Origin of the sequence: Pseudomonas sp. NBRC 111133 (genome assembly GCF_001320605.1) — a bacterium.
Lineage (GTDB): Bacteria > Pseudomonadota > Gammaproteobacteria > Pseudomonadales > Pseudomonadaceae > Aquipseudomonas > Aquipseudomonas monteilii.
Genome location: NZ_BCBJ01000054.1, coordinates 36,458 through 55,818, shown reverse-complemented (window position 1 = coordinate 55,818; position 19,361 = coordinate 36,458). Strand labels below are relative to the sequence as shown.

Annotated in this window: 18 protein-coding genes, 1 tRNA gene and 1 pseudogene; 7 read left to right on the top strand and 13 right to left on the bottom strand. The window is 62.2% G+C overall.

Annotation, left to right across the window (positions count from 1 at the left end):
- Positions 1-16 precede the first annotated feature (16 nt).
- Genes APH36_RS10990 through dapA form a run of 3 tightly spaced genes read right to left on the bottom strand, consistent with a single transcriptional unit; the run spans position 17 to position 2,800 of the window.
- Positions 17-775, bottom strand: a complete 759-nt coding sequence (locus APH36_RS10990) for an MBL fold metallo-hydrolase (protein ID WP_060498635.1) — start codon at positions 773-775, stop codon at positions 17-19.
- Positions 776-1,897: an outer membrane protein assembly factor BamC gene (bamC, locus tag APH36_RS10985; RefSeq protein ID WP_060498634.1), complete on the bottom strand. Its 1,122-nt coding sequence runs from the start codon at positions 1,895-1,897 to the stop codon at positions 776-778.
- A 15-nt stretch (positions 1,898-1,912) separates the two neighbouring features.
- Entirely contained in the window at positions 1,913-2,800 is an 888-nt protein-coding gene (dapA, locus tag APH36_RS10980; RefSeq protein WP_060498633.1) for a 4-hydroxy-tetrahydrodipicolinate synthase, read from the bottom strand.
- Between the two features lie 259 nt (positions 2,801-3,059).
- Between dapA and APH36_RS10975 the strand changes: the two genes are divergently transcribed.
- Together APH36_RS10975 and APH36_RS10970 are read left to right on the top strand one after the other, a co-directional pair.
- On the top strand, positions 3,060-3,620 hold the full coding sequence (locus APH36_RS10975) for a glycine cleavage system protein R (protein WP_003254741.1): 561 nt from the start codon (positions 3,060-3,062) through the stop codon (positions 3,618-3,620).
- Positions 3,621-3,630: 10 nt separating this feature from the next.
- Complete coding sequence (locus APH36_RS10970; protein WP_060498632.1) at positions 3,631-4,104, top strand: peroxiredoxin; 474 nt, start codon at positions 3,631-3,633, stop codon at positions 4,102-4,104.
- Positions 4,105-4,138: 34 nt separating this feature from the next.
- Here the strand turns inward: APH36_RS10970 and APH36_RS10965 are convergent, their stop codons facing one another.
- Both APH36_RS10965 and APH36_RS10960 read right to left on the bottom strand, forming a co-directional pair.
- Positions 4,139-5,209, bottom strand: a complete 1,071-nt coding sequence (locus APH36_RS10965) for an AI-2E family transporter (RefSeq protein ID WP_019098477.1) — start codon at positions 5,207-5,209, stop codon at positions 4,139-4,141.
- Positions 5,210-5,229: 20 nt separating this feature from the next.
- On the bottom strand, positions 5,230-5,469 hold the full coding sequence (locus APH36_RS10960) for a sulfurtransferase TusA family protein (protein WP_008097503.1): 240 nt from the start codon (positions 5,467-5,469) through the stop codon (positions 5,230-5,232).
- A 121-nt stretch (positions 5,470-5,590) separates the two neighbouring features.
- Here APH36_RS10960 and APH36_RS10955 point away from each other — a divergent pair, with 121 nt between their 5' ends.
- Positions 5,591-7,027, top strand: coding sequence for a M48 family metalloprotease (locus APH36_RS10955; RefSeq protein ID WP_016711983.1), 1,437 nt, complete (start codon positions 5,591-5,593; stop codon positions 7,025-7,027).
- Positions 7,028-7,136: 109 nt separating this feature from the next.
- Here APH36_RS10955 and nadA read toward each other — a convergent pair whose 3' ends face one another.
- Positions 7,137-8,195, bottom strand: coding sequence for a quinolinate synthase NadA (gene nadA, locus APH36_RS10950; RefSeq protein WP_016711984.1), 1,059 nt, complete (start codon positions 8,193-8,195; stop codon positions 7,137-7,139).
- A 233-nt stretch (positions 8,196-8,428) separates the two neighbouring features.
- Entirely contained in the window at positions 8,429-9,937 is a 1,509-nt protein-coding gene (locus tag APH36_RS10945; RefSeq protein WP_060498631.1) for a YdgA family protein, read from the bottom strand.
- Positions 9,938-10,378: 441 nt separating this feature from the next.
- On the opposite strand from APH36_RS10945, the gene APH36_RS10940 reads away from it, so the two are divergent.
- From APH36_RS10940 to APH36_RS10930, 4 genes and pseudogenes are all read left to right on the top strand, one after another.
- Complete coding sequence (locus APH36_RS10940; protein ID WP_060498630.1) at positions 10,379-11,731, top strand: APC family permease; 1,353 nt, start codon at positions 10,379-10,381, stop codon at positions 11,729-11,731.
- 66 nt (positions 11,732-11,797) lie between these two features.
- Positions 11,798-13,006: pseudogene (locus APH36_RS33145) on the top strand (HAMP domain-containing protein); the annotation flags it as partial.
- A 102-nt stretch (positions 13,007-13,108) separates the two neighbouring features.
- On the top strand, positions 13,109-13,864 hold the full coding sequence (locus APH36_RS33140; protein WP_374754789.1) for a methyl-accepting chemotaxis protein: 756 nt from the start codon (positions 13,109-13,111) through the stop codon (positions 13,862-13,864).
- Positions 13,865-14,018: 154 nt separating this feature from the next.
- Positions 14,019-14,978 carry a cation diffusion facilitator family transporter gene (locus APH36_RS10930; RefSeq protein WP_060498628.1) on the top strand — a complete coding sequence of 320 codons (960 nt, stop codon included), beginning with the start codon at positions 14,019-14,021 and terminating at the stop codon, positions 14,976-14,978.
- A 75-nt stretch (positions 14,979-15,053) separates the two neighbouring features.
- Here APH36_RS10930 and APH36_RS10925 read toward each other — a convergent pair.
- The 6 genes from APH36_RS10925 to tolB all read right to left on the bottom strand — a co-directional run bounded on the left by APH36_RS10925 (position 15,054) and on the right by tolB (position 19,340).
- A tRNA-Lys gene (locus tag APH36_RS10925) sits at positions 15,054-15,129 on the bottom strand.
- A 63-nt stretch (positions 15,130-15,192) separates the two neighbouring features.
- On the bottom strand, positions 15,193-15,867 hold the full coding sequence (gene queC / locus APH36_RS10920) for a 7-cyano-7-deazaguanine synthase QueC (protein WP_060498627.1): 675 nt from the start codon (positions 15,865-15,867) through the stop codon (positions 15,193-15,195).
- Positions 15,868-15,884: 17 nt separating this feature from the next.
- Positions 15,885-16,532 carry a 7-carboxy-7-deazaguanine synthase QueE gene (queE, locus tag APH36_RS10915; protein WP_060498626.1) on the bottom strand — a complete coding sequence of 216 codons (648 nt, stop codon included), beginning with the start codon at positions 16,530-16,532 and terminating at the stop codon, positions 15,885-15,887.
- Positions 16,533-16,700: 168 nt separating this feature from the next.
- Positions 16,701-17,507 carry a tol-pal system protein YbgF gene (ybgF, locus tag APH36_RS10910; protein ID WP_016711991.1) on the bottom strand — a complete coding sequence of 269 codons (807 nt, stop codon included), beginning with the start codon at positions 17,505-17,507 and terminating at the stop codon, positions 16,701-16,703.
- Positions 17,508-17,513: 6 nt separating this feature from the next.
- Positions 17,514-18,014, bottom strand: coding sequence for a peptidoglycan-associated lipoprotein Pal (gene pal, locus APH36_RS10905; RefSeq protein ID WP_012273762.1), 501 nt, complete (start codon positions 18,012-18,014; stop codon positions 17,514-17,516).
- A 54-nt stretch (positions 18,015-18,068) separates the two neighbouring features.
- Positions 18,069-19,340, bottom strand: a complete 1,272-nt coding sequence (gene tolB / locus APH36_RS10900; protein ID WP_019098470.1) for a Tol-Pal system beta propeller repeat protein TolB — start codon at positions 19,338-19,340, stop codon at positions 18,069-18,071.
- Positions 19,341-19,361 lie beyond the last annotated feature (21 nt).

The window sequence follows — 19,361 nt, the reverse complement described above, 5'->3', positions numbered from 1 at the left end:
TGCTTGAGGTGTTGGGCTAGGCGATTTCGCGCCAGTCGAGCCCGTGTTCCTGATTCGCCACCTGGAGCCAGTCCGGGTCGCACCCTAGGGTGTCGACGAAGCACTGGCGGGCCAAGTGTGGCAGGTTGTTCTTGCTGCTGAGGTGGGCCAGCACCAGGTGCTGCAGGTTGTTCCAGCCCAACTCGTGCACCAGGCGCGCGGCCTGGTGATTGTTCAAATGCCCTTGCATGCCACCCACCCGCTGCTTCAAGAAGGCCGGGTAGTGACCGCGTGCCAGCAGGTCGCGGCAGTGGTTGGCCTCGATCAGCAATGCATCCAGGCCCTGGTAACGCTCCAGCAACAGCGCGTCATAAGAGCCCAGGTCGGTCAGCATGCCGAAGCGCCGCTGGCCATCGCTGATGACGTATTGCAACGGCTCGTAGGCATCATGCTCGACCCGCGCGGCGGTCACTTCCAGGCTGCCGATACGCAGGCTTTGGCCACAAGCGAGAAAACCGGCCACCTCCACCGGCCTGCGCATACCGCGCAGCGTGCCTTGGCTGAGGTAGACCGGTACATTGTAGCGCCGCGACAGCAAGCCCACCCCATGCACGTGGTCGGCATGTTCGTGGGTCACCAGCACCGCACTGAGCTGAGCCGCCGACACACCGAGCAGCGCCAGGCGCCGCTCGGTTTCGCGCAGGGAAAAGCCGCAATCGACCAGGATGAACGTGTCACCACTGGCGATCAGCGTGCCGTTCCCTTGGCTGCCGCTTCCGAGTACCGCGAAGCGCACTTAGCCCAGGTGGTCCTGAATGGCGCTCAGCACGCGGCGGGCAACATCGGCCGGGGCCACGGTGTTGATGTTTTTCTCGACTGTGACCTGCACGCTCTCACCCACCTTGCTCAGGCGAACCTGATAGCGCTCGGCACGGGCTTCACGCTCTTCCTTGGTTGGCTCGCTGCCGAACATGCGGCTGAAGAAGCCAGGCTGGTTCTGCTTGTCGTCCGGTTTTTCCGACAGGTTGATGTAGTACAGGCCCAGGCTGCGGTTGATGTCTTCAACACGCCACTCGCCCCCCTGCTCCAGGGCACGGCCTACGCCAGACCAGGCACGGTCCAGGTCGGAACCCAGGTACAGCACCGGGTTGCCGCTGCCGTCTTCGCTCAGGCTGACGCGGCTTGGCGCGTCGAAATCGCGCGCAGCCAGGAGCGATACCGAACCGCCTTTCTCGGCGCTGCGGTTCATGCTGGCAAGCATTTCGTCGACCAGCAGGGCATCGGCGCCCGTGTTGCTGGAGGTGGACGGGAAGTCAGGCTCGGCGGTGCTGCCGGCCGGGCGCTCGACGCTAACCACATACACCTCGGAGGTGTTGCGCTGCACGCCCGGCTCCATGCGCACACGTACGCGCACTTCGCTGTCACCGCTGCTGGCGGTGCTCGCCAGGCGCTGGCCAAGCGATGCCGACAACTCGTCGAAACGCTGCCAGGTGGTGTTGAACTCACCGGTCTGCGGGCGCTCTTCAGCGATGCGGAAGCCGTTGTCCTCGAAGAACTGGCGAGCCACCGGCCACACTTCGGCTGGCGAGTGCTGGGCCAGCACCCAACGGCTGCTGCCGCTGCGTTGCAGGCTGTAGTCGGTGACCTGGGCGGCACCGCCAGTCATGGGTTGCGGGCGCGGCACTTCGAACTCGCCCGTGACGTGATCGTCGGCGACGTTACGCGGAATGGGCAGCAGCGGGTCAAGGCGCTTGACGTTGCTGGCGTCCGGCGGCAGCTGCATCGGCGCAGTCGGGTGCGCCTGCAGGTAGTCGCTGCCGCGGTCGCGGAAATAGCCATCCTCGCCCCACAGCCAGCCACACCCACTGGTGCTGGAGATAATCAGGGCAAGGGCGGAAAGACCAGCCAGTCGCTTCATGCGGTGTACTTCCTCTTAAACCAGTACGCCGGACTGGCGCAAGGCAGTACGGACTTTTTCGTGGCAGCCTTCGCTCAGCCAGGTCAGTGGCAGGCGAATACCCTTTTGCATCAGGCCCATTTCGACGAGCGCCCATTTCACCGGGATCGGGTTGGCTTCGCAGAACAGGTCTTTGTGCAGCGGCATGAGTTTTTCGTTGATTGCGCGGGCCTTCTCGGCATTGCCCTCAAGGGCGGCCTCGCACAGATCGGCCATTTCGCGCGGGGCGACGTTGGCGGTAACAGAAATGTTGCCCTTGCCGCCCATCAGGATCAGCTCGACGGCAGTCGGGTCATCGCCGGACAGGACGATGAAGTCCTTGCTGACGCCATCGAGGATGGCCTTGGCGCGGACCAGGTCGCCGGTGGCTTCCTTGATGCCGATGATATTCGGCACGGTCGACAGGCGGATCACGGTCTCGGCCTGCATGTCGCAGGAGGTGCGGCCGGGTACGTTGTAGAGGATCTGCGGAATCTCGACGGCTTCGGCGATGTGCTTGAAGTGCTGGTACAGGCCTTCTTGCGTCGGCTTGTTGTAGTACGGTACCACCAGCAGGCAGGCGTCGGCGCCGGCATTTTTGGCGTTCTGGGTCAGGTGCACGGCTTCGGCAGTGGAGTTGGCACCGGTGCCGGCGATGACCGGGATCGGTTTGTTGCTGCGCTTGACGCGCTCGACCACGTGCTTGATGACCAGGATGTGTTCTTCGACATCCAGCGTGGCGGACTCACCAGTGGTGCCGACAGCGACGATCGCATGGGTGCCGTTTTCCAGGTGGAAGTCTACAAGTTTGTCGAGGCTGCCCCAGTCCACACGCCCTTGTGCATCCATGGGTGTGACCAATGCCACCATACTGCCCGCAATCATGTAACTGCTCCTGCCGGAAAAAGAGAGCCGTAATGGTACTGGGGGCATCGGCCTTGCACAAGCGAAGCAGGCAGGCGGAGCATTCCCCTCGGCGCCTTATTTCGCTACCCTTGATCCTTTGATCGGTGCAGCGCGGCCCGCCGGGCCGTCGACCTTGCTCCCCGCCAGCGTCCACGACCTCGCATGCGAGCCCCGGGCCCTGCCGACAGGAGGCTTTCGCCCGTCCTGTACCGACCGCTCATCGCTTTAGGAACGCTGCATGTCCACCCCCACCGTCCGCGAACAATTCCTTGTCATCAGTGCCCTGGGCCCAAACCCCATGGAACTGGCCAACGTCCTCAGCCGCGCTGCCTTCGAAAACCGCTGCGCGGTGGTCACCTCGCGCCTGAGCCGCCACGGCGAGACCAGCGCCCTGGTGCTGCAAGTGGGCGGCAGCTGGGACGCCCTGGCGCGCCTGGAGTCCACCCTGCCGGGCCTGGGCAAAAAACATGGCCTGACCCTGGACGTGGTGCGCAGCGCCGACCAGGAAGTGCGCCCGCAGGCCCTGCCGTACGTGGCCTACGTCAGCGCCGCCTACCGCCCGGACATCATCAACGAGCTGTGCCAGTTCTTCCTCGACCACCGCGTCGAGCTGGAAGCCATGACCTGCGACACCTACCTGGCCCCGCAGACCGGCAGCAGCATGCTCAACGCCCAGTTCACCGTGATCCTGCCAGCCGGCACGCAAATCAGCTGGTTGCGTGACCAGTTTCTGGACTTTGCCGATGCGCTGAACCTGGACGCGCTGATCGAACCTTGGCGCCCACAGAACCCCATGTAAGGAAATCACCATGGCTGTAGCACTCGACCAACCTGTTGCCGACTTCCAGGCCCAGGCCACCAGCGGGCAAACCGTCAGCCTGGCCGAACTCAAGGGCCAGCAAGTGGTGGTTTACTTCTACCCGAAGGACAGCACGCCGGGCTGCACCACAGAAGGCCAGGGGTTCCGCGACCAGTATGACGCCTTCGCCGCCGCCAACACCGTGGTGTTCGGCGTGTCGCGCGATGGCATGAAGTCGCACGAGAACTTCAAGGCCAAGCAAGGCTTCCCGTTCGAGCTGATCAGCGACAAGGACGAAGCCCTGTGCCAGCTGTTCGACGTGATCAAGCTGAAGAAGCTGTACGGCAAGGAATACATGGGCGTTGACCGCAGCACCTTCCTGATCGACAAGAAGGGTGTACTGCGCCAGGAATGGCGTGGGGTGAAAGTGCCTGGGCATGTGGATGCCGTGTTGGCAGCAGCCCAAGCGCTGAACAAGGCTTGAGATCGTTTGGGGCCGCAACGCGGCCCCAATCACATCAAAGCATCGGTGAAACGCTAGGCTCCTGCCGCGGCCAGGCATCCAGCACGGCCTTGATCAGAGTCGCCAGCGGGATGGCGAAGAAAATCCCCCAGAACCCCCACAACCCGCCGAACAGCAGTACCGCGCAAATGATCGCCACCGGGTGCAGGCTTACCGCCTCGGAGAACAGCAGCGGTACCAGCACGTTGCCATCCAGCGCCTGGATGATCGCGTACACCGTCATCAGGTAGATGAACTGGTCGCCCCAGCCCCACTGGAACAGCGCAATCAGCGTCACCGGCACCGTCACCACCACCGCCCCCACGTAGGGCACCACCACCGACAGCCCCACCAGCAGCGCCAGCAGTGCGGCGTAGTTGAGCCCCAGGCTGATGAAGGCAATGTAGGTGGCAATACCGCAAATCAGAATTTCGATGCCCTTGCCACGGATGTAGTTGGCGATCTGCCGGTTCATCTCGCTGCCCACCCGGTTCAGCAGGGTGCGCTGGCGCGGCAGATAGCCGCTCACCCAGCGCCCGATCAGTTCGCGGTCCTTGAGGAAGAAGAACACCAGGATCGGCACCAGCACCAAATAGATCATGGCATTGACCAGCAACGGCAGGCTCGACAGCGAGAAGGTCAGCGCCCACTGGCCAAACTTGCCGATTTCGCCACGCACCGACTCGATGGCATGCAGCACCTGCTCGTCCGATACCAGATGCGGGTAGCGCTCGGGCAGCAGCAGCAACAGCGACTGCCACTTGCCGAGCATGCCCGGCAGCTCGTTGAACAGGGTAATAAGCTGGTGCCACAGCAGCGGCACCAGCACGAGCATGAACAGCGCCAGCGCGCCCATGAACAGGGCGAACACCAACATTACCGCCAGCCGCGTCGGTACCCGCACACGCTCCAGGGCGTTGACCAGGCCCTGCATCAAGAACGCCAGCACCATACCCGCCAGCACGGGCGCGAGCATGCCGCCCAAGGTGAGAACGGCCGTGAAAGCCAGAAACAGAAGGACCGCCAGCACCACTGCTTCTTCATCGGAGAAGTAGCGCTGCATCCAGTCGCGAAGCACTTTGAACATTGACGATCCTTGGTAAAGACTCAGGCCTTGCGCAGCCAGTACGTATAGGTGCCGGCCTCGGCCGTTTCCCGCAGCAGGGTATGACCGGCCAACTGGGCGAAAGTGCGAAAGTCACGCTGCGACCCGGCATCCGTGGCGATCACCTTGAGTACCGCGCCACTGGCAAGGCGGTTGAGCTCCATCTTGGCTTTGAGCAGCGGTAAAGGGCAATTCAGCCCGCTGGCGTCCAGTTCGGCATCGCAGGTCAGGGTGTCACTCATCGCAGGGTCTCCAAAAGCGTTGCCAGACTGCTTGCTGACAGGGTCGGCTAGGATAGCGCCACTGGTCGCCAACGTGTGAGCCCGCTACAGTAGGTATCTTTGACCGACGCGAGCTTCATGCATGAATCTACTGCGCCCTACCCTGCTGACGCTGGCCTGCCTGATGGCCCTTCCCGGCCATGCTGACGACCTGCCATCACTGGGTGACGCCAGTTCCGCGATCGTTTCGCCGCAACAGGAGCACCAACTGGGCCGCGCCTGGCTGAGCCTGCTGCGTGGCCAGGTCAACCAGCTGAACGACCCACAGCTCAAGGACTATGTCGAAACCAGCGTGTACAAACTGGCCGAAACCAGCCAGCTGCAGGACCGGCGCCTGGAATTCATCTTGATCGACAGCCGCGAGCTAAACGCCTTTGCCGCCCCGGGTGGCATTGTCGGGGTCAACGGCGGGCTGTTCCTCAACGCCCAGACCGAAGGCGAGTACGCCTCGGTACTGGCGCACGAACTGGCACACTTGTCGCAGCGCCACTTCGCCCGAGGCGTCGAGGCGCAGCAGCGCATGCAGCTGCCGATGATGGCGGCGTTGCTGGCCGGTATCGTGCTGGCTGCCGGTGGCGCCGGCGATGCGGGCATCGGCATGATTGCCGGTACCCAGGCGGCGGCAATCCAGGAACAGCGCCGCTTCTCGCGCCAGAACGAACAGGAAGCCGACCGTATCGGTATCCAGAACCTGGAAAAGGCCGGCTACGACCCGCGCAACATGCCGACCATGTTCGAGCGCCTGGCACGCCAGTACCGCTATGACGCCAAGCCGCCTGAGTTCCTGCTGACCCACCCGGTGACCGAATCCCGTATCGCCGATACCCGCAACCGGGCCGACCAGGCGCCCAAGGGCGGCATTGAAGACAGCATGCGCTACCAGCTGATTCGCGCCCGGGTGGCGCTGACCTACGAAGGTACACCGGGGCTTGCGGCCAAGCGTTTCCGTGCCCAGCTGGACGAAGACCCGAAGCTGGACGCCGCGCGTTACGGCCTGGCCTTGGCTCAGATCAAAGGCGGGCAGCTGAACGAAGCACGTGAAATGCTCAAGCCGCTACTGGCCAAGGCACCCAACGACATCACCTACAACCTGGCGCAGATCGACTTGGACATCACCAACAATCGCCTGGCCGACGCGCAGCAGCGGGCCGAGCGGATGCAGGGGCTGTACCCGGGCAACTACCCCCTGAAACAGGTCCGCGCCGATTTGCTGGTGAAGCAGAACAAGCCTGCCGAAGCGGAGAAGGTGCTGAACGAACTGGTCAAGAGCCGGCCGGATGACCCGGACGTGTGGTACGACATGGCTGAAGTGCGGGGCTTGTCGGGCAATACCATTGGCCTGCACCGCGCACGGGCCGAGTATTTCACCCTGGTGGGGGACTTTGACCAGGCGATCCAGCAACTGGATTACGCCAAACGCCGGTCGGGCAGCAACTTCCCGCTGGCTTCGCAGATTGACCAGCGCCAGCGCGAGATCATGGAGCAGCAACGCATGGTTCGGGAAATGATGGGGCGCTGAGGGCCCTTTCGCGGGCTCGCCCGCTCCCACAGGGATTGCACCGCCTGCGAGCGCGGCGCTGTATCTGTGAGAGCGGGCGAGCCCGCGAAGAAGACGACGCGGTCTGTCGTCAGGCGTTACCGGACAGTTTCAGCCTTGCAGCCTGGGTAAAGTCCAGCATTCGGTTCAACGGTTTGATCGCCTTGGGCACCAGCGCCGGGTCGACGAAAATCTCATCACCGCCATTACGCAAGCAGTGCAGCACGCGCTCCAGGGTATTCATCGCCATCCACGGGCAGTGCGCGCAACTGCGGCAGGCCGCGCCATTGCCGGCAGTAGGCGCTTCGACGAATTCCTTGTCCGGGCACAGCTGCTGCATCTTGTAGAAGATGCCACGATCGGTGGCGACGATGAAGGTCTTGTTCGGCAGGGTCTGCGCTGCCTTGATTAGCTGGCTGGTAGAGCCCACTGCGTCGGCCAGTTCGATGACCGCTTCCGGCGACTCAGGGTGCACCAGGATCGCGGCGTCCGGGTACAGCGCCTTCATGTCGGCCAGCTGACGCGATTTGAATTCTTCGTGAACGATGCAGGCACCGTCCCACAGCAGCATGTCGGCACCGGTCTGCTTCTGGATGTAACGGCCCAGGTGCTGGTCCGGCCCCCAGATGATGGTCTCGCCGTTATCCATCAGGCTCTCGACAATTTCCAGAGCGCAGCTTGAGGTCACGACCCAGTCAGCACGGGCCTTCACGGCGGCGGACGTGTTGGCGTAAACCACCACGGTGCGTTCAGGATGCTGGTCGCAGAACGCAGAAAACTCTTCCACCGGGCAACCCAGGTCGAGCGAGCAGGTCGCCTCCAGGGTCGGCATCAGCACGCGCTTTTCCGGGGTGAGGATTTTTGCCGTTTCGCCCATGAAACGCACGCCAGCCACGATCACGGTCTCGGCCGGGTGGTTCTTGCCGAAGCGGGCCATTTCCAGCGAGTCGGACACGCAGCCGCCGGTTTCTTCAGCCAGCGCCTGGATGACCGGGTCGCAGTAATAGTGGGCAACCAGCACTGCGTTCTGGGCCTTGAGCTCGGCAGCGATGGCCGCACGGTATTCGGCCTCCTGCTCGGCTGTCAGCGGGTTGGGCTGCTTGGCGTCGAGGTGGGCCTGAACCAACAGGCGTTCGGAAATCTGGGTCATGATCGCTGGACCTGCAGGCGCGCGTGCGCGTCAAATCGAGTGTATCACCCGGCCCTGACAGATCGGCTAAGGGTGCCGGACGGCATACTGCCCGCCACGGCCCTCTGCGGGCACGGATTATTATCGGAGGCCGAAGGCTACAGACAATCCAGCGAATTCTAAAGTGGTTTTTGTGTTGGCTGCACCAGCCCTTTCGCGGGTTTACCCGCGAAGAGGCCAGTACAGGGTGGCGATCAACCCTGCGGCGACAACGCAGCCAGGTGCGCCGCCATCAGCATGGCGAACTCTTCCACGGTCATTTTCCTGCCGTTGAAGTCAACCATGCCATCGGCATAGTGCAGGCTGCTCACCACATCATTACCTTCGACAGTCGCCATGCCACTCTGCAGCGCCATCATGCCAACCATCTCCCCCGCCTGACTCGACTGCATGGCAATAGCCTGAGCGTCAGTCTGACCCTCCAGCAGGGCCTGCAAGGTCGCCAGGTCACCCATCATCGGCTTGGACAACGAGAGCTTGCTCTTCACCTCGGTGATCATCTGCTTGCTCAGCTGGTCCGGCGGCAGGTCGAAACTGACCGGGGCAGCAAAGTCCATCGACAGGTTGAAGCGGCTCTCGCCATTTGCGGTCTTGAACGACAGGTTTTCTATCGCCACCTTCGGTTTTGCCGCCAGCAGTTGCTTCAGATCCCCTTGGAACCTTGCCTTTTCCGCGTCATCCATCTGGATCTGCGGCACGGGTTGGCCCGCAGCAGAGGCAGCTTCAAATTCCGGCAGATGCGCCTGGTACCACTTCGACAATGCCTGCAGCGCCGGTGCATTGACCGAGGTAATGCTCACCGCCATCTGTGCCTTACCCACTGCACGACCATCCCAGGTGATGTCGCCAACCTTGTACTCCACGCGACCGCCCACGGTATCCGGGCCATCAAGGGTCTGCAGGGCATTTTGCTCAAAGCCCTTGATCAGCAGCACCTGCTGTTTGGGCCCCAGAGTGACCTTGGTTTCAGCCAGCACCAGGTCGGCATTACCGACATAGATGGCGTCGTGCGCGGTGGCTGTCAGGTTACCGCCAAGCTTCAGGCCTTTGAGCTCGAACGTGGCAGGCGGCTGGTCGTCACGCACCAGTTTCATCACAAAGCGGTCGGCCTGGCCGTGGAATCTGGATGCCTTGCCTTCCTTGTCGCCACTGACCTCCAGCTGCATACCCGAGAAGTCGAGGCTGTTGCCGTCCGCTTCGTCGAGCTTGACCGGCGCCAGCCGCACCTGGCTGACCACATTACCGCCGTAGCCCAGGCTGGTTTGGGCGCTGACCGGCGCCTGCTCACCCGCTGCGGCAAACCACGCTGCGGTGGCTTCGTCCTTTTGCAAACTACTGTTGCTGACCGCCAGCACCGGCATCAGCTTGAACGCCTTGACCCGCGACCAGGGGAACGGGCCGTGCTCGATCTGGTCGGTCACGCCCACGTCGAAACTCAACACCTCGCCGTCACCCACATTGATGTCGCGTGCCTTCAGGCGGTACTGGGCGGTACTGCTGAAGAAATGCTGCTCCAGCGACACCCGCTCGATGCTCATGCTGCCACCAGTGGTCACCAGGGCTTTCTTCAGCTCGGCGTTACTGCGGGCAAGGGCATTGTCCAGCTCGGCCGGCAGCTGCTTGCCGGTGTACCAGGCGCCAGCGGTGGTTGCGACGGCAATGGCGATAGCCAGGCCGGAAAGGATGCCAACTGATTTCTTCATGAATAGAACCGAATGCTGTCCGTAAGGGCTTGTTGGGCGACCAAAGGCCGCGCAGCGAAGATTACCACTGCAACAGGTGACACAGGCGGGTGCGGATCGAGAAATGGCATTTTTGGGAAGCGTCTGACACCCAGCCCAACGACGCTGCCCAATCGTTAATTTTTACGAACATTCAAGTTGATCAAAATCGCAAAAAACTGCGCAAAAACCGAACAAAACAGCCTTTAAATCGATAAATGTTTCAATTCAGTAACATCTTGTCATGTTTAACTTGACACCCACCTACCCATCGTTTTTTATTTTCACCACTTTGCGCGTCCCCCGCGCCTTCCGCCGCTCCAACATAAAAGGTGAACAACATGGAGCCCACCCGCTCGCCCTTGACGCATGCGCAATACACCGTGCCCGCCGTTTACGCCCAGCCGCAGGAGCCATGCCAGCATGCAGCATGACCACAGCGCTACCGGCAACGGCCAACTTCGCAAAACCCTGCGTCTCTGGCATGTGATCATCATCGGCCTGGCCTACCTGACGCCGATGACCGTGTTCGACACCTTCGGCATCGTCAGCGGGATTACCGCCGGCCACGTACCCAGCGCCTACATCCTGGCGCTGGCCGGCATCCTGTTCACCGCCGTGAGCTACGGCACCCTGGTAAAGCGCTTCCCGCAGTCGGGCTCGGCCTACACCTACACCCAACGCGCCATCAACCCGCATGTAGGCTTCCTGGTCGGCTGGTCGTCGCTGCTGGATTACCTGCTGCTGCCGATGGTCAACGCGTTGCTGGCCAAGCTTTACCTCTCGGCCATGTTCCCGGAAGTACCAGAGTGGCTGTGGGTGGCCGGTTTCGTCACCCTGATCAGCCTGATCAACATGCGCAGCGTGAACCTGGTGGCGCACTTCAACCTGTTGTTCGTGGGTGTGCAGGTAGCCATCATCGCGGTGTTCATCTACCTGTGCGTGCGCGGCCTGGACCACGGTGAAGGGCTGGGTACCGCCTGGAGCCTGGTCCCCTTCGGCGACAGCCAGACCCAGTTCAGCGCCCTGGCCGCTGGCGCGACCATCCTGTGCTTCTCGTTCCTGGGGTTTGACGCGGTTACCTGCCTGTCCGAGGAAACCCGTGACCCGAGCAAGACCATCCCACGTGCCATTTTCCTCACTGCGCTGATCGGCGGCGTGGTGTTCATCACCGTGTCGTACTTCATCCAGGCTTATTTCCCGACCATGGCGCGCTTCCACGACCATGAAGCGGCCCTGCCGGAAATCGCCCTGTACGTGGGTGGCAAACTGTTCCAGTCGATTTTTATCGCCTGCACCGTGATCAACACCATCGCCTCTGGCCTGGCCTCGCAAACCAGCGTGTCGCGCCTGCTGTACGTGATGGGCCGCGACAACGTGATCCCGGCCAGCGTCTTCGCCCGCCTGCATTCACGCTACAAGACACCCGTGCTGAACATTGCGGTAGTGGGGCTGATTTCGCTGTCGGCAATCTTCTTCGACCTGGTGACCGCCACCTCGATCATCAACTTCGGCGCCCTGGTCGCGTTCAGCTTCGTCAACCTGTCGGTGATCAACCACTGCTACCTGCGCGAAGGCAACCGCAAAGGCCTGGCCAACCAGCTGAAATACCTGGTACTGCCTACCGTCGGCTTCTGCATCATCGTCTCGCTGTGGCTGGACCTGAATGCGCATTCGCTGATGTTTGGCGGCATCTGGGCTGCGCTCGGGCTGATCTACCTGGGCTGGCTGACCAAAGCCTTCCGGTCGGCACCGCCCAACTACGTCGCCGAATGACCCACGCTGCCAACAACGCCCGCGCCTGACTGCGGGCGTTGTACTTGTTCGAAAAGGAAAGCCCTCATGCCGCTGCGTCGCCTCTCCATCCAATGGAAGATCACCCTGCTCGCCGGCTTGTGCCTGCTGGCCATCGTCGCCTTGCTGGTGGCCACTTCGCTGACCCAGGCACAACGCAGTGCCGCGCTGGTCAACCAGGCCAACACCGCCATGCTCGACAGCAGCGCCCGCCAGCGCCTGCAGGCCCACGCTGAAACCCAGGCCCTGCGTATCCAGCGCTACTTCATGGACGCTTACCAGTACGGCAATGGCTTTGCCCGCCTGGTACAGGTACTGAAGGACCGTGGCGGCAGTGACCTGCGCGCCGAGCTGACCCGCCAGGCGCATGCCAGCCTGGCCGGCAACCCGGACGTGATAGGCCTGTACCTCGTATTCCAGCCCAACGCGCTGGACCAGCAGGACAGCCAGTTCGTCGGCCAGGATGCCGCAGGCAGCAACGACAGCGGGCGTTTCTCGTTGTACTGGTCGCAGCCAAGCCACGGCGCACTGGAACGTGAGGCCATGCCGGAATCGATGCTCGGCGATGCCAGCATCGGCAGCAACGGCGCGGCGAAGAACCGCTGGCTGACCTGCCCGCAGGACACCGCCAAAACGTGCATGCTCGAGCCGTATCTGGACGACGTCAACGGCCGCCAGGTGCTGATGACCAGCATCGCCCTGCCGCTGCTGGAGCACGGCAAGGTGATCGGCGTGGTCGGCCTGGACATTGGCCTTGCCAACCTCCAGCAACTGAGCGTGGAGGGCCGCCGCGAACTGTTCGATGGCCAGGGCCAGGTGAGTATCGCCAGCGCTGCCGGCCTGCTGGCAGGCAACAGCCGCGACGACAGCGCGCTCGGCCAGCCCATGGACAAGGCGGTAGCCGACGGCCTGCTGCGCGTGGCCCACCCCTTCACGCCAATCCCTGATGCAGCGCCGTGGCAGGTTTTGCTGGAGTTGCCAGAAAGCGTGCTGCAGGCACCCGCCGTGGCCCTCAATCAACGCCTGGACGCACACAACCAGAGCGCCAACCTCACCAGCCTGCTGATCGGCCTTGGCGCGGCGGTGATGGGTTTGCTGCTGGTATGGCTGACCGCACGCGGCGTTACCCGGCCCATCCTGGCCGTGGCTGCGCGTCTTAAAGACATCGCCAGCGGCGAAGGCGACCTGACCCGCCGCCTGGAATACGCCCGCGACGACGAACTGGGCCAGCTCACGGGGTGGTTCAACCGCTTCCTCGACAAGCTGCAGCCGATCATCGCCCAGGTCAAAGGCTCACTGCAGGAGGCCCGCAGCACAGCCGACCAGTCAGCCGCCATCGCCAGCCAGACCAGCAACGGCATGCAACAGCAGCACCGGGAAATCGAGCAGGTGGCCACGGCTGCCAACGAGATGAGCGCCACCGCGCTGGATGTCGCCCACAACGCCTCGCAGGCGGCTCAGGCCGCGCGCGCCGCCGACCAGGCCAGCCGCGAAGGCCTGCAGCTGATCGACAGCACCCGCCAGGGCATCGACCGCCTGGCTGCCGGCATGGACACCGCCATGGACGAGGCACGTGCCCTGGAAGACCGCAGCGGGCGGATCGGCTCGGTGCTGGAAGTGATCCGCACCATCGCCGAGCAGACCAACCTGCTGGCGCTGAATGCCGCCATCGAAGCGGCCCGTGCTGGCGAGGCCGGGCGCGGTTTTGCCGTGGTCGCCGATGAAGTACGCGGGCTGGCCCAGCGCACGCAGGTGTCGGTGGAGGAGATTCGCCAGGTCATCGAAGGCTTGCAGCAAGGTACCCAGGATGTCGTGGGCGCCATGCACGAAGGCCAGCGCCAGGCACAGGACAGCGCAGCGCGCATGGAACAGGCACTACCGGCACTGCAGCGCATTGGCGAGGCGGTGACCGTGATCAGCGACATGAACCTGCAGATTGCCTCGGCCGCGGAAGAGCAGAGCGCGGTGGCTGAGGAAGTGAACCGCAACGTCGCCGGCATTCGGGATGTGACCGAGTCGCTGGCGGGCCAGGCCGACGAATCGGCACGCATCAGCCAGGCGCTGAACCGGCTGGCCAATCAACAACAGGCGCTGATGGAGCAATTCCGCGTCTAGTCTGTGAAGGCCAATGCACCTTCTTCGCGGGCTTGCCCGCTCCCACAGGTCCGCTGCCGACTTCAAGGTCTGTGCAAATCCTGTGGGAGCGGGCGAGCCGGCGAAGAGGCCACCACAGACTCCACAGCATTATCGTTTTTACTGAGCACACTTCATGCAAACCGCAACCCGATCCACCTTTTTCGACATCACCAGCGAACAGGGCCTGTTACGCACCTCGATTGCCGTCACCCTGTTCATCGCCAGCATCGGTATCGCCTTCGGCGTGGCCTCCGGCTCCTACTCCATCGTCTTCGACGGCGTCTATTCGCTGGTCGATGCCAGCATGAGTGGCCTGTCGCTTGTTGTGGTCAAACTGATCACTTCGCATACCACCAGCGTGCAGATGTCGCGCAAGCTGCGCGAACGCTTCACCATGGGTTTCTGGCACCTGGAACCCATGGTGCTGGCACTGAACGGCATTCTGCTCAGCGGCGTGGCCATCTACGCATTGATCAACGCCGTCAGCAGCCTGCTGCAGGGCGGCCGTCACCTCGAATTCGGCATTGCCATGATCTATGCGGTGCTGACCGTGATCACCTGCGTGACCATCGCCGTGGTCGAAGCCCGCGCCAACCGCAAGCTGAAATCAGACTTCGTGCGCATGGACGTCAAGGGCTGGGTGATGTCGGCCAGCATCACCGCCGCGCTGCTGATTGCGTTCTGCTTTGGTTACGCGGTGCAGGGCACGTCGCTGGAGTGGGTATCACCGTACATCGACCCGGCCGTGCTGGCGCTGGTGTGCCTGGTAATCGTGCCGTTGCCGATGTCGGTGGTGCGCCAGGCGCTGTCAGAAATATTTCTGGTCACTCCCGGCGACCTCAAGCTGCATGTGGATGAGGTGGCCAAGGCCTTCGTTGCCCGCCACGGGCTGCAGTCATACCGCGCCTATGTGGCCAAGGTCGGGCGCTCGCGGGAGATCGAGCTGTACTTCATCGTGCCAAAGGCCATGGCGGCGAAGACCATCGATGAATGGGATGCATGGCGCAACGAGATTGGTGATGCCGTAGGTGGCGAAGGGCCGGACCGCTGGCTGACGGTGGTGTTCACCGGGGATCCGGAGTGGGCTGAGTAAGCTGGGAGCGCATGACGCGCCGAGAACGAAAAAGCCCGCGACCGTTGCCGGTAGCGGGCTTTGACGTACTGAGTATGGTGGGTCGTGTAGGATTCGAACCTACGACCAATTGGTTAAAAGCCAACTGCTCTACCAACTGAGCTAACGACCCGTTGGATGGCGCGTATAATACTGATTTCTAACGGGAAATCAACACTCCATCAAAGGTTTTTTGTCAAACATACCGTGTCGGGTCTTCGACACCGGCTGCCTTAAAGCCATCTGCACGCAGGCGGCAGCTGTCACATTTGCCACAGGCACGGCCGTCATCGTCGGCCTGATAGCAGGAAACAGTCAAACTGTAGTCCACACCGCGGGCGATACCAGCCTGCACGATCTGCGCCTTGCTCATGTTCTGCAGCGGCGCCTGAATGCGGAAGCCCTGCCCCTCTACACCCGCCTTGGTCGCCAGGTTGGCCATACACTCGAAGGCCTCGACGAACTCGGGGCGGCAATCCGGGTAACCGGAGTAATCCACGGCATTGACGCCGATAAAGATGTCGCGCGCCTCCAGCACTTCTGCCCAACCCAAGGCCAGCGACAGGAATACGGTGTTGCGGGCCGGTACGTAGGTGACCGGGATACCTTCACTGGGGGCTTCCGGCACGTCAATGCTGCTGTCGGTCAACGCCGAACCACCAATACCGTCAAGGTTAAGGCCAATCACCTTGTGCTCGACCGCACCCAGGTCGCGGGCCACGCGTGCGGCAGCGTTCAACTCGGCACGGTGGCGCTGGCCGTAGTCGAAGCTCATGGTGTAGCAGCTATAGCCTTCTGCTTTGGCCATGGCGACCACGGTGGCGGAGTCCAGGCCGCCGGACAACAGGATTACTGCGCGCTTTTCTGTCATGTGTGCTTGCTCCTCAATCAACGTCCGGGTTCGTCGTTCCACAGCAGCTTGTGCAACTGCAACTGGAAGCGTACAGGCAGGTTGTCCGCTACGATCCAGTCTGCCAGGTCGCTGGCATTCACCTGATGGTGGCTCGGCGAGAACAACACCTCGCCAGCACGCTCGGCCAGGTTGTACTGGATCAGCTTGGACACCGCCCAGTCGTAGTCCTCTCGAGAACAGATGACGAACTTGACCTGGTCATTGCGGGTCAGCAGCTCGATGTTCTCGTAGCGGTTACGGTGCGACTCCTCAGAGCCCGGGGTCTTCAGGTCGACTACGCGGCTAACGCGCGTGTCGGTGCCAGCGATATCCAGCGCGCCGCTGGTTTCCAGCGACACCTCGTAACCGGCGTCGCACAGACGCTGCAGTAACGGCAAGGCATTCGGCTGGGCCAACGGCTCGCCGCCGGTGACACAGACATAACGGGGCTTGAAGCCGGCAACCTGCTCAAGGATCGAATCGAGGGTGCGAATGGTGCCGCCGGTGAAGGCATAAGCACTGTCGCAGTATTGGCAACGCAGGGGGCAACCGGTGAGGCGCACGAAAACCGTGGGCAGCCCAGCCGTTCGCGTTTCACCCTGCAAAGAGTAAAAGACTTCGGTGATGCGTAGTGTGTCTTGCATGCTCGCCACGGGCGTGACAGCTAAACAGGCTGTCCGCCTCCGTCAGGCACTGTCGCGGACTCGACATAGCGTTATCCGCGGCAGCGTGTTTACGAAAAAAGGGCAGTGATTCTAACGAAAAAACCCGCGACTGGCGCGGGTTTCTTTCGAAAGGTACAGCTACAGCGCTTAGAGCTTCTGCAGGTCACGCTGAGCCAGTTGCGCGGCAGAGGTGCCGGGGTACTGGGTGATGACCTGTTGCAGGATGCCCTTGACCTTGTCGGTGTGGCCCATGCGGCGCTCGACATCGGCCAGCTTATAGAGCGAATCCGGCACTTTGCTGTGTTTCGGGTACTTCTGGCTGACCTGGGCAAAGGCCTGGCTGGCACCTTGCAGGTCGCCCTTGGCCAGGTTCACTTCACCCAACCAGTACTGGGCATTGCCGGCGTACTGGCTGTTGGGGTACTTGCGCAGGAAGGCATTGAACGCCTGGCTGGCCTTGTCGAAGTCTTTCTGCTTGATCAGGTCGAAAGCGGCATCGTAGTAGAGCTTTTCTTTCGCCGGATCACCGGGCTCGCTACTGGCGGCCGGTTGTTGCGCAGCAGCACCTGCTGCTGCATCGGGGGCGGCATTGGAAGCACCACCACCGGAGGAATTGTCAGGGGTTGCGGCAGGCGCAGCGCCACTGTTGATGCGACGGTCCAGGTCCTGGTATCGCTCCAGGTTTTCCTGCTTCATGCGCGACACATCGTTTTGCAGCTCTTCGATGATGCCTTGCTGGCGGGAAAGCTGGTCCTGCATCTGTTGCAGCTGCATGAACAGCTGGCCCTGTGCAGAGGCAGGGGCCGAAGCCCCCGACCCGGCATAGGCGCCGCTCGTGCCATAACCCGCAGGCGGATAAGCGCCTGCGTTGTCATCTACTACAGGGACCTCAGCCCAGGCCGCAAGCGGCAGGCTGAGTGCGAGGACGGTTACTACACGGCGGCACATACGCATAAGAACTTACTTACGCAGTTCTACGCGACGGTTCTGAGCCCAGGACTGCTCGTCGTTGCCGGTGGCAACTGGACGCTCTTCGCCGTAGGAAACCAGTTCCAGCTGAGCAGGGGAAACGCCCTGCAGAACCAGGTAGCGCTGAACGGCTTTCGCACGACGCTCACCCAGAGCCATGTTGTACTCGCGGGTGCCGCGCTCGTCGGTGTTGCCTTCCAGAACAACGCGGTTGCCGTTGGACTTCAGGTCCTTGGCGTGAACGTCCAGAGCGCGCATGGCTTCTGGCTTCAGGTCCGAGCTGTCGTATTCGAAGTAGAAGGTGGTGATTGCGCGCAGGGCAGCTTCTTCGCTCAGGGAGCCGTCAACTGCGCCAGTGTTGGCACCGTAGCCAGCGTTCGGGTCTACAGCAGCGCCTTCGCCTGCGTTGTCACCGCCCTTCGAGGAGCAACCTACAGCTACGGCCATGGCCAGAGCCAGCGCAGCAAATTTACCAAACTTCAGCATTTCCATCGTGAAACTCCTAATGAAACCCCAGTGTGTTAAGCAAAATGTATTACGCCGCAATCAGTTCAGGTAAGGGGACCAGGACGGTTCTCTGACTTCGCCTTGAGCGGTAGGAAGTGGGAGCCTCACGCGGCCATTAAGCGACACGAGCATCAAGACTCCCCGGCCCTGCTGGCGGGTGGCGTAGATTAGCATGGTGCCGTTAGGCGCAACAGTGGGAGACTCATCAAGACTTGTTTCAGACAGAATCTTTACACTTCCGCGCTGCAAGTCCTGTGCCGCCACTTTAAAGTTGGTAAAGCCCTGTTGGCGATGGATCATCACCAGGGTTTTTTCGTCTGCCGAAAGTTTCGGGTTGGCGTTGTAGTTACCCACGAAGGTTACGCGCTCGGCACCACCGCCACCGACCGACTGTTTGTAGATCTGCGGTTTGCCGCCACGGTCGGAAGTGAAGTAAAGCGTGTTGCCATCTTTACCCCAGAATGGCTCGGTATTGATACCCGGGCCTGCGGTAACACGGCTGATCTGGCGCGAAGCCACGTTCATCACGTAGATGTCCGGGTTGCCGTCTTTCGACAATACAAACGCCAGGCGCGAACCGTCCGGCGACCAGGCTGGCGCACCGTTCAGGCCTTCGAAGTTGGTCACCTGCTCGCGGCGGCCGGTATCGATGTTCTGGATGAAGATGCGCGGGCGCTTCTGCTCGAACGACACATAGGCGATACGCTTGCCATCTGGCGCAAAGCGCGGCGACAGGATCGGCTCACGCGATTGCAGCAGGGTAACTGCACGCGCACCGTCGTAGTCCGAACGCTGCAGGGTGTAGCGGGTGTTGTTAGTGGAGAAACGCTCGGCCGTCACGTACAGCATGCGGGTGGAGAACGCCCCCTTGATGCCGGTGAGTTTCTCGAACGACTGGTCGGCAATGTAGTGCGCCATGTCGCGCAACTGGTCGGTGCTACCCGCGACGCTGCCGGTCAGCACTTGCTGCTCGGTAGCGACGTTGAACAGCGCGTACTGCACCTGCAGGCGACCGCCTGCCGGCACGATGCTGCCCACCATCACGTACTGTGCACCCAGTGCTTTCCAGTCGCGGAAGATCACTTCGCTGGCCTGCGACGGCTGGCTGATCATGTTCTGCCGCGGAATTGGCGAGTAGTAGCCTGAGTTGCGCAGGTCGTTGCCGATGATATCGGCAATGTCTTCTGGCAACACGCTGCCGCCCTGCAGACCGAACGGCACTACCGCGATGGGCGTTGCCCGGTCGCTGCCGCTGGTGACCAGGATGTTCTTTTCCTCTGCCACGGCCATGCCTGCCACGCAGCACAGCATGACCAGCAGTCCTCTAAGACG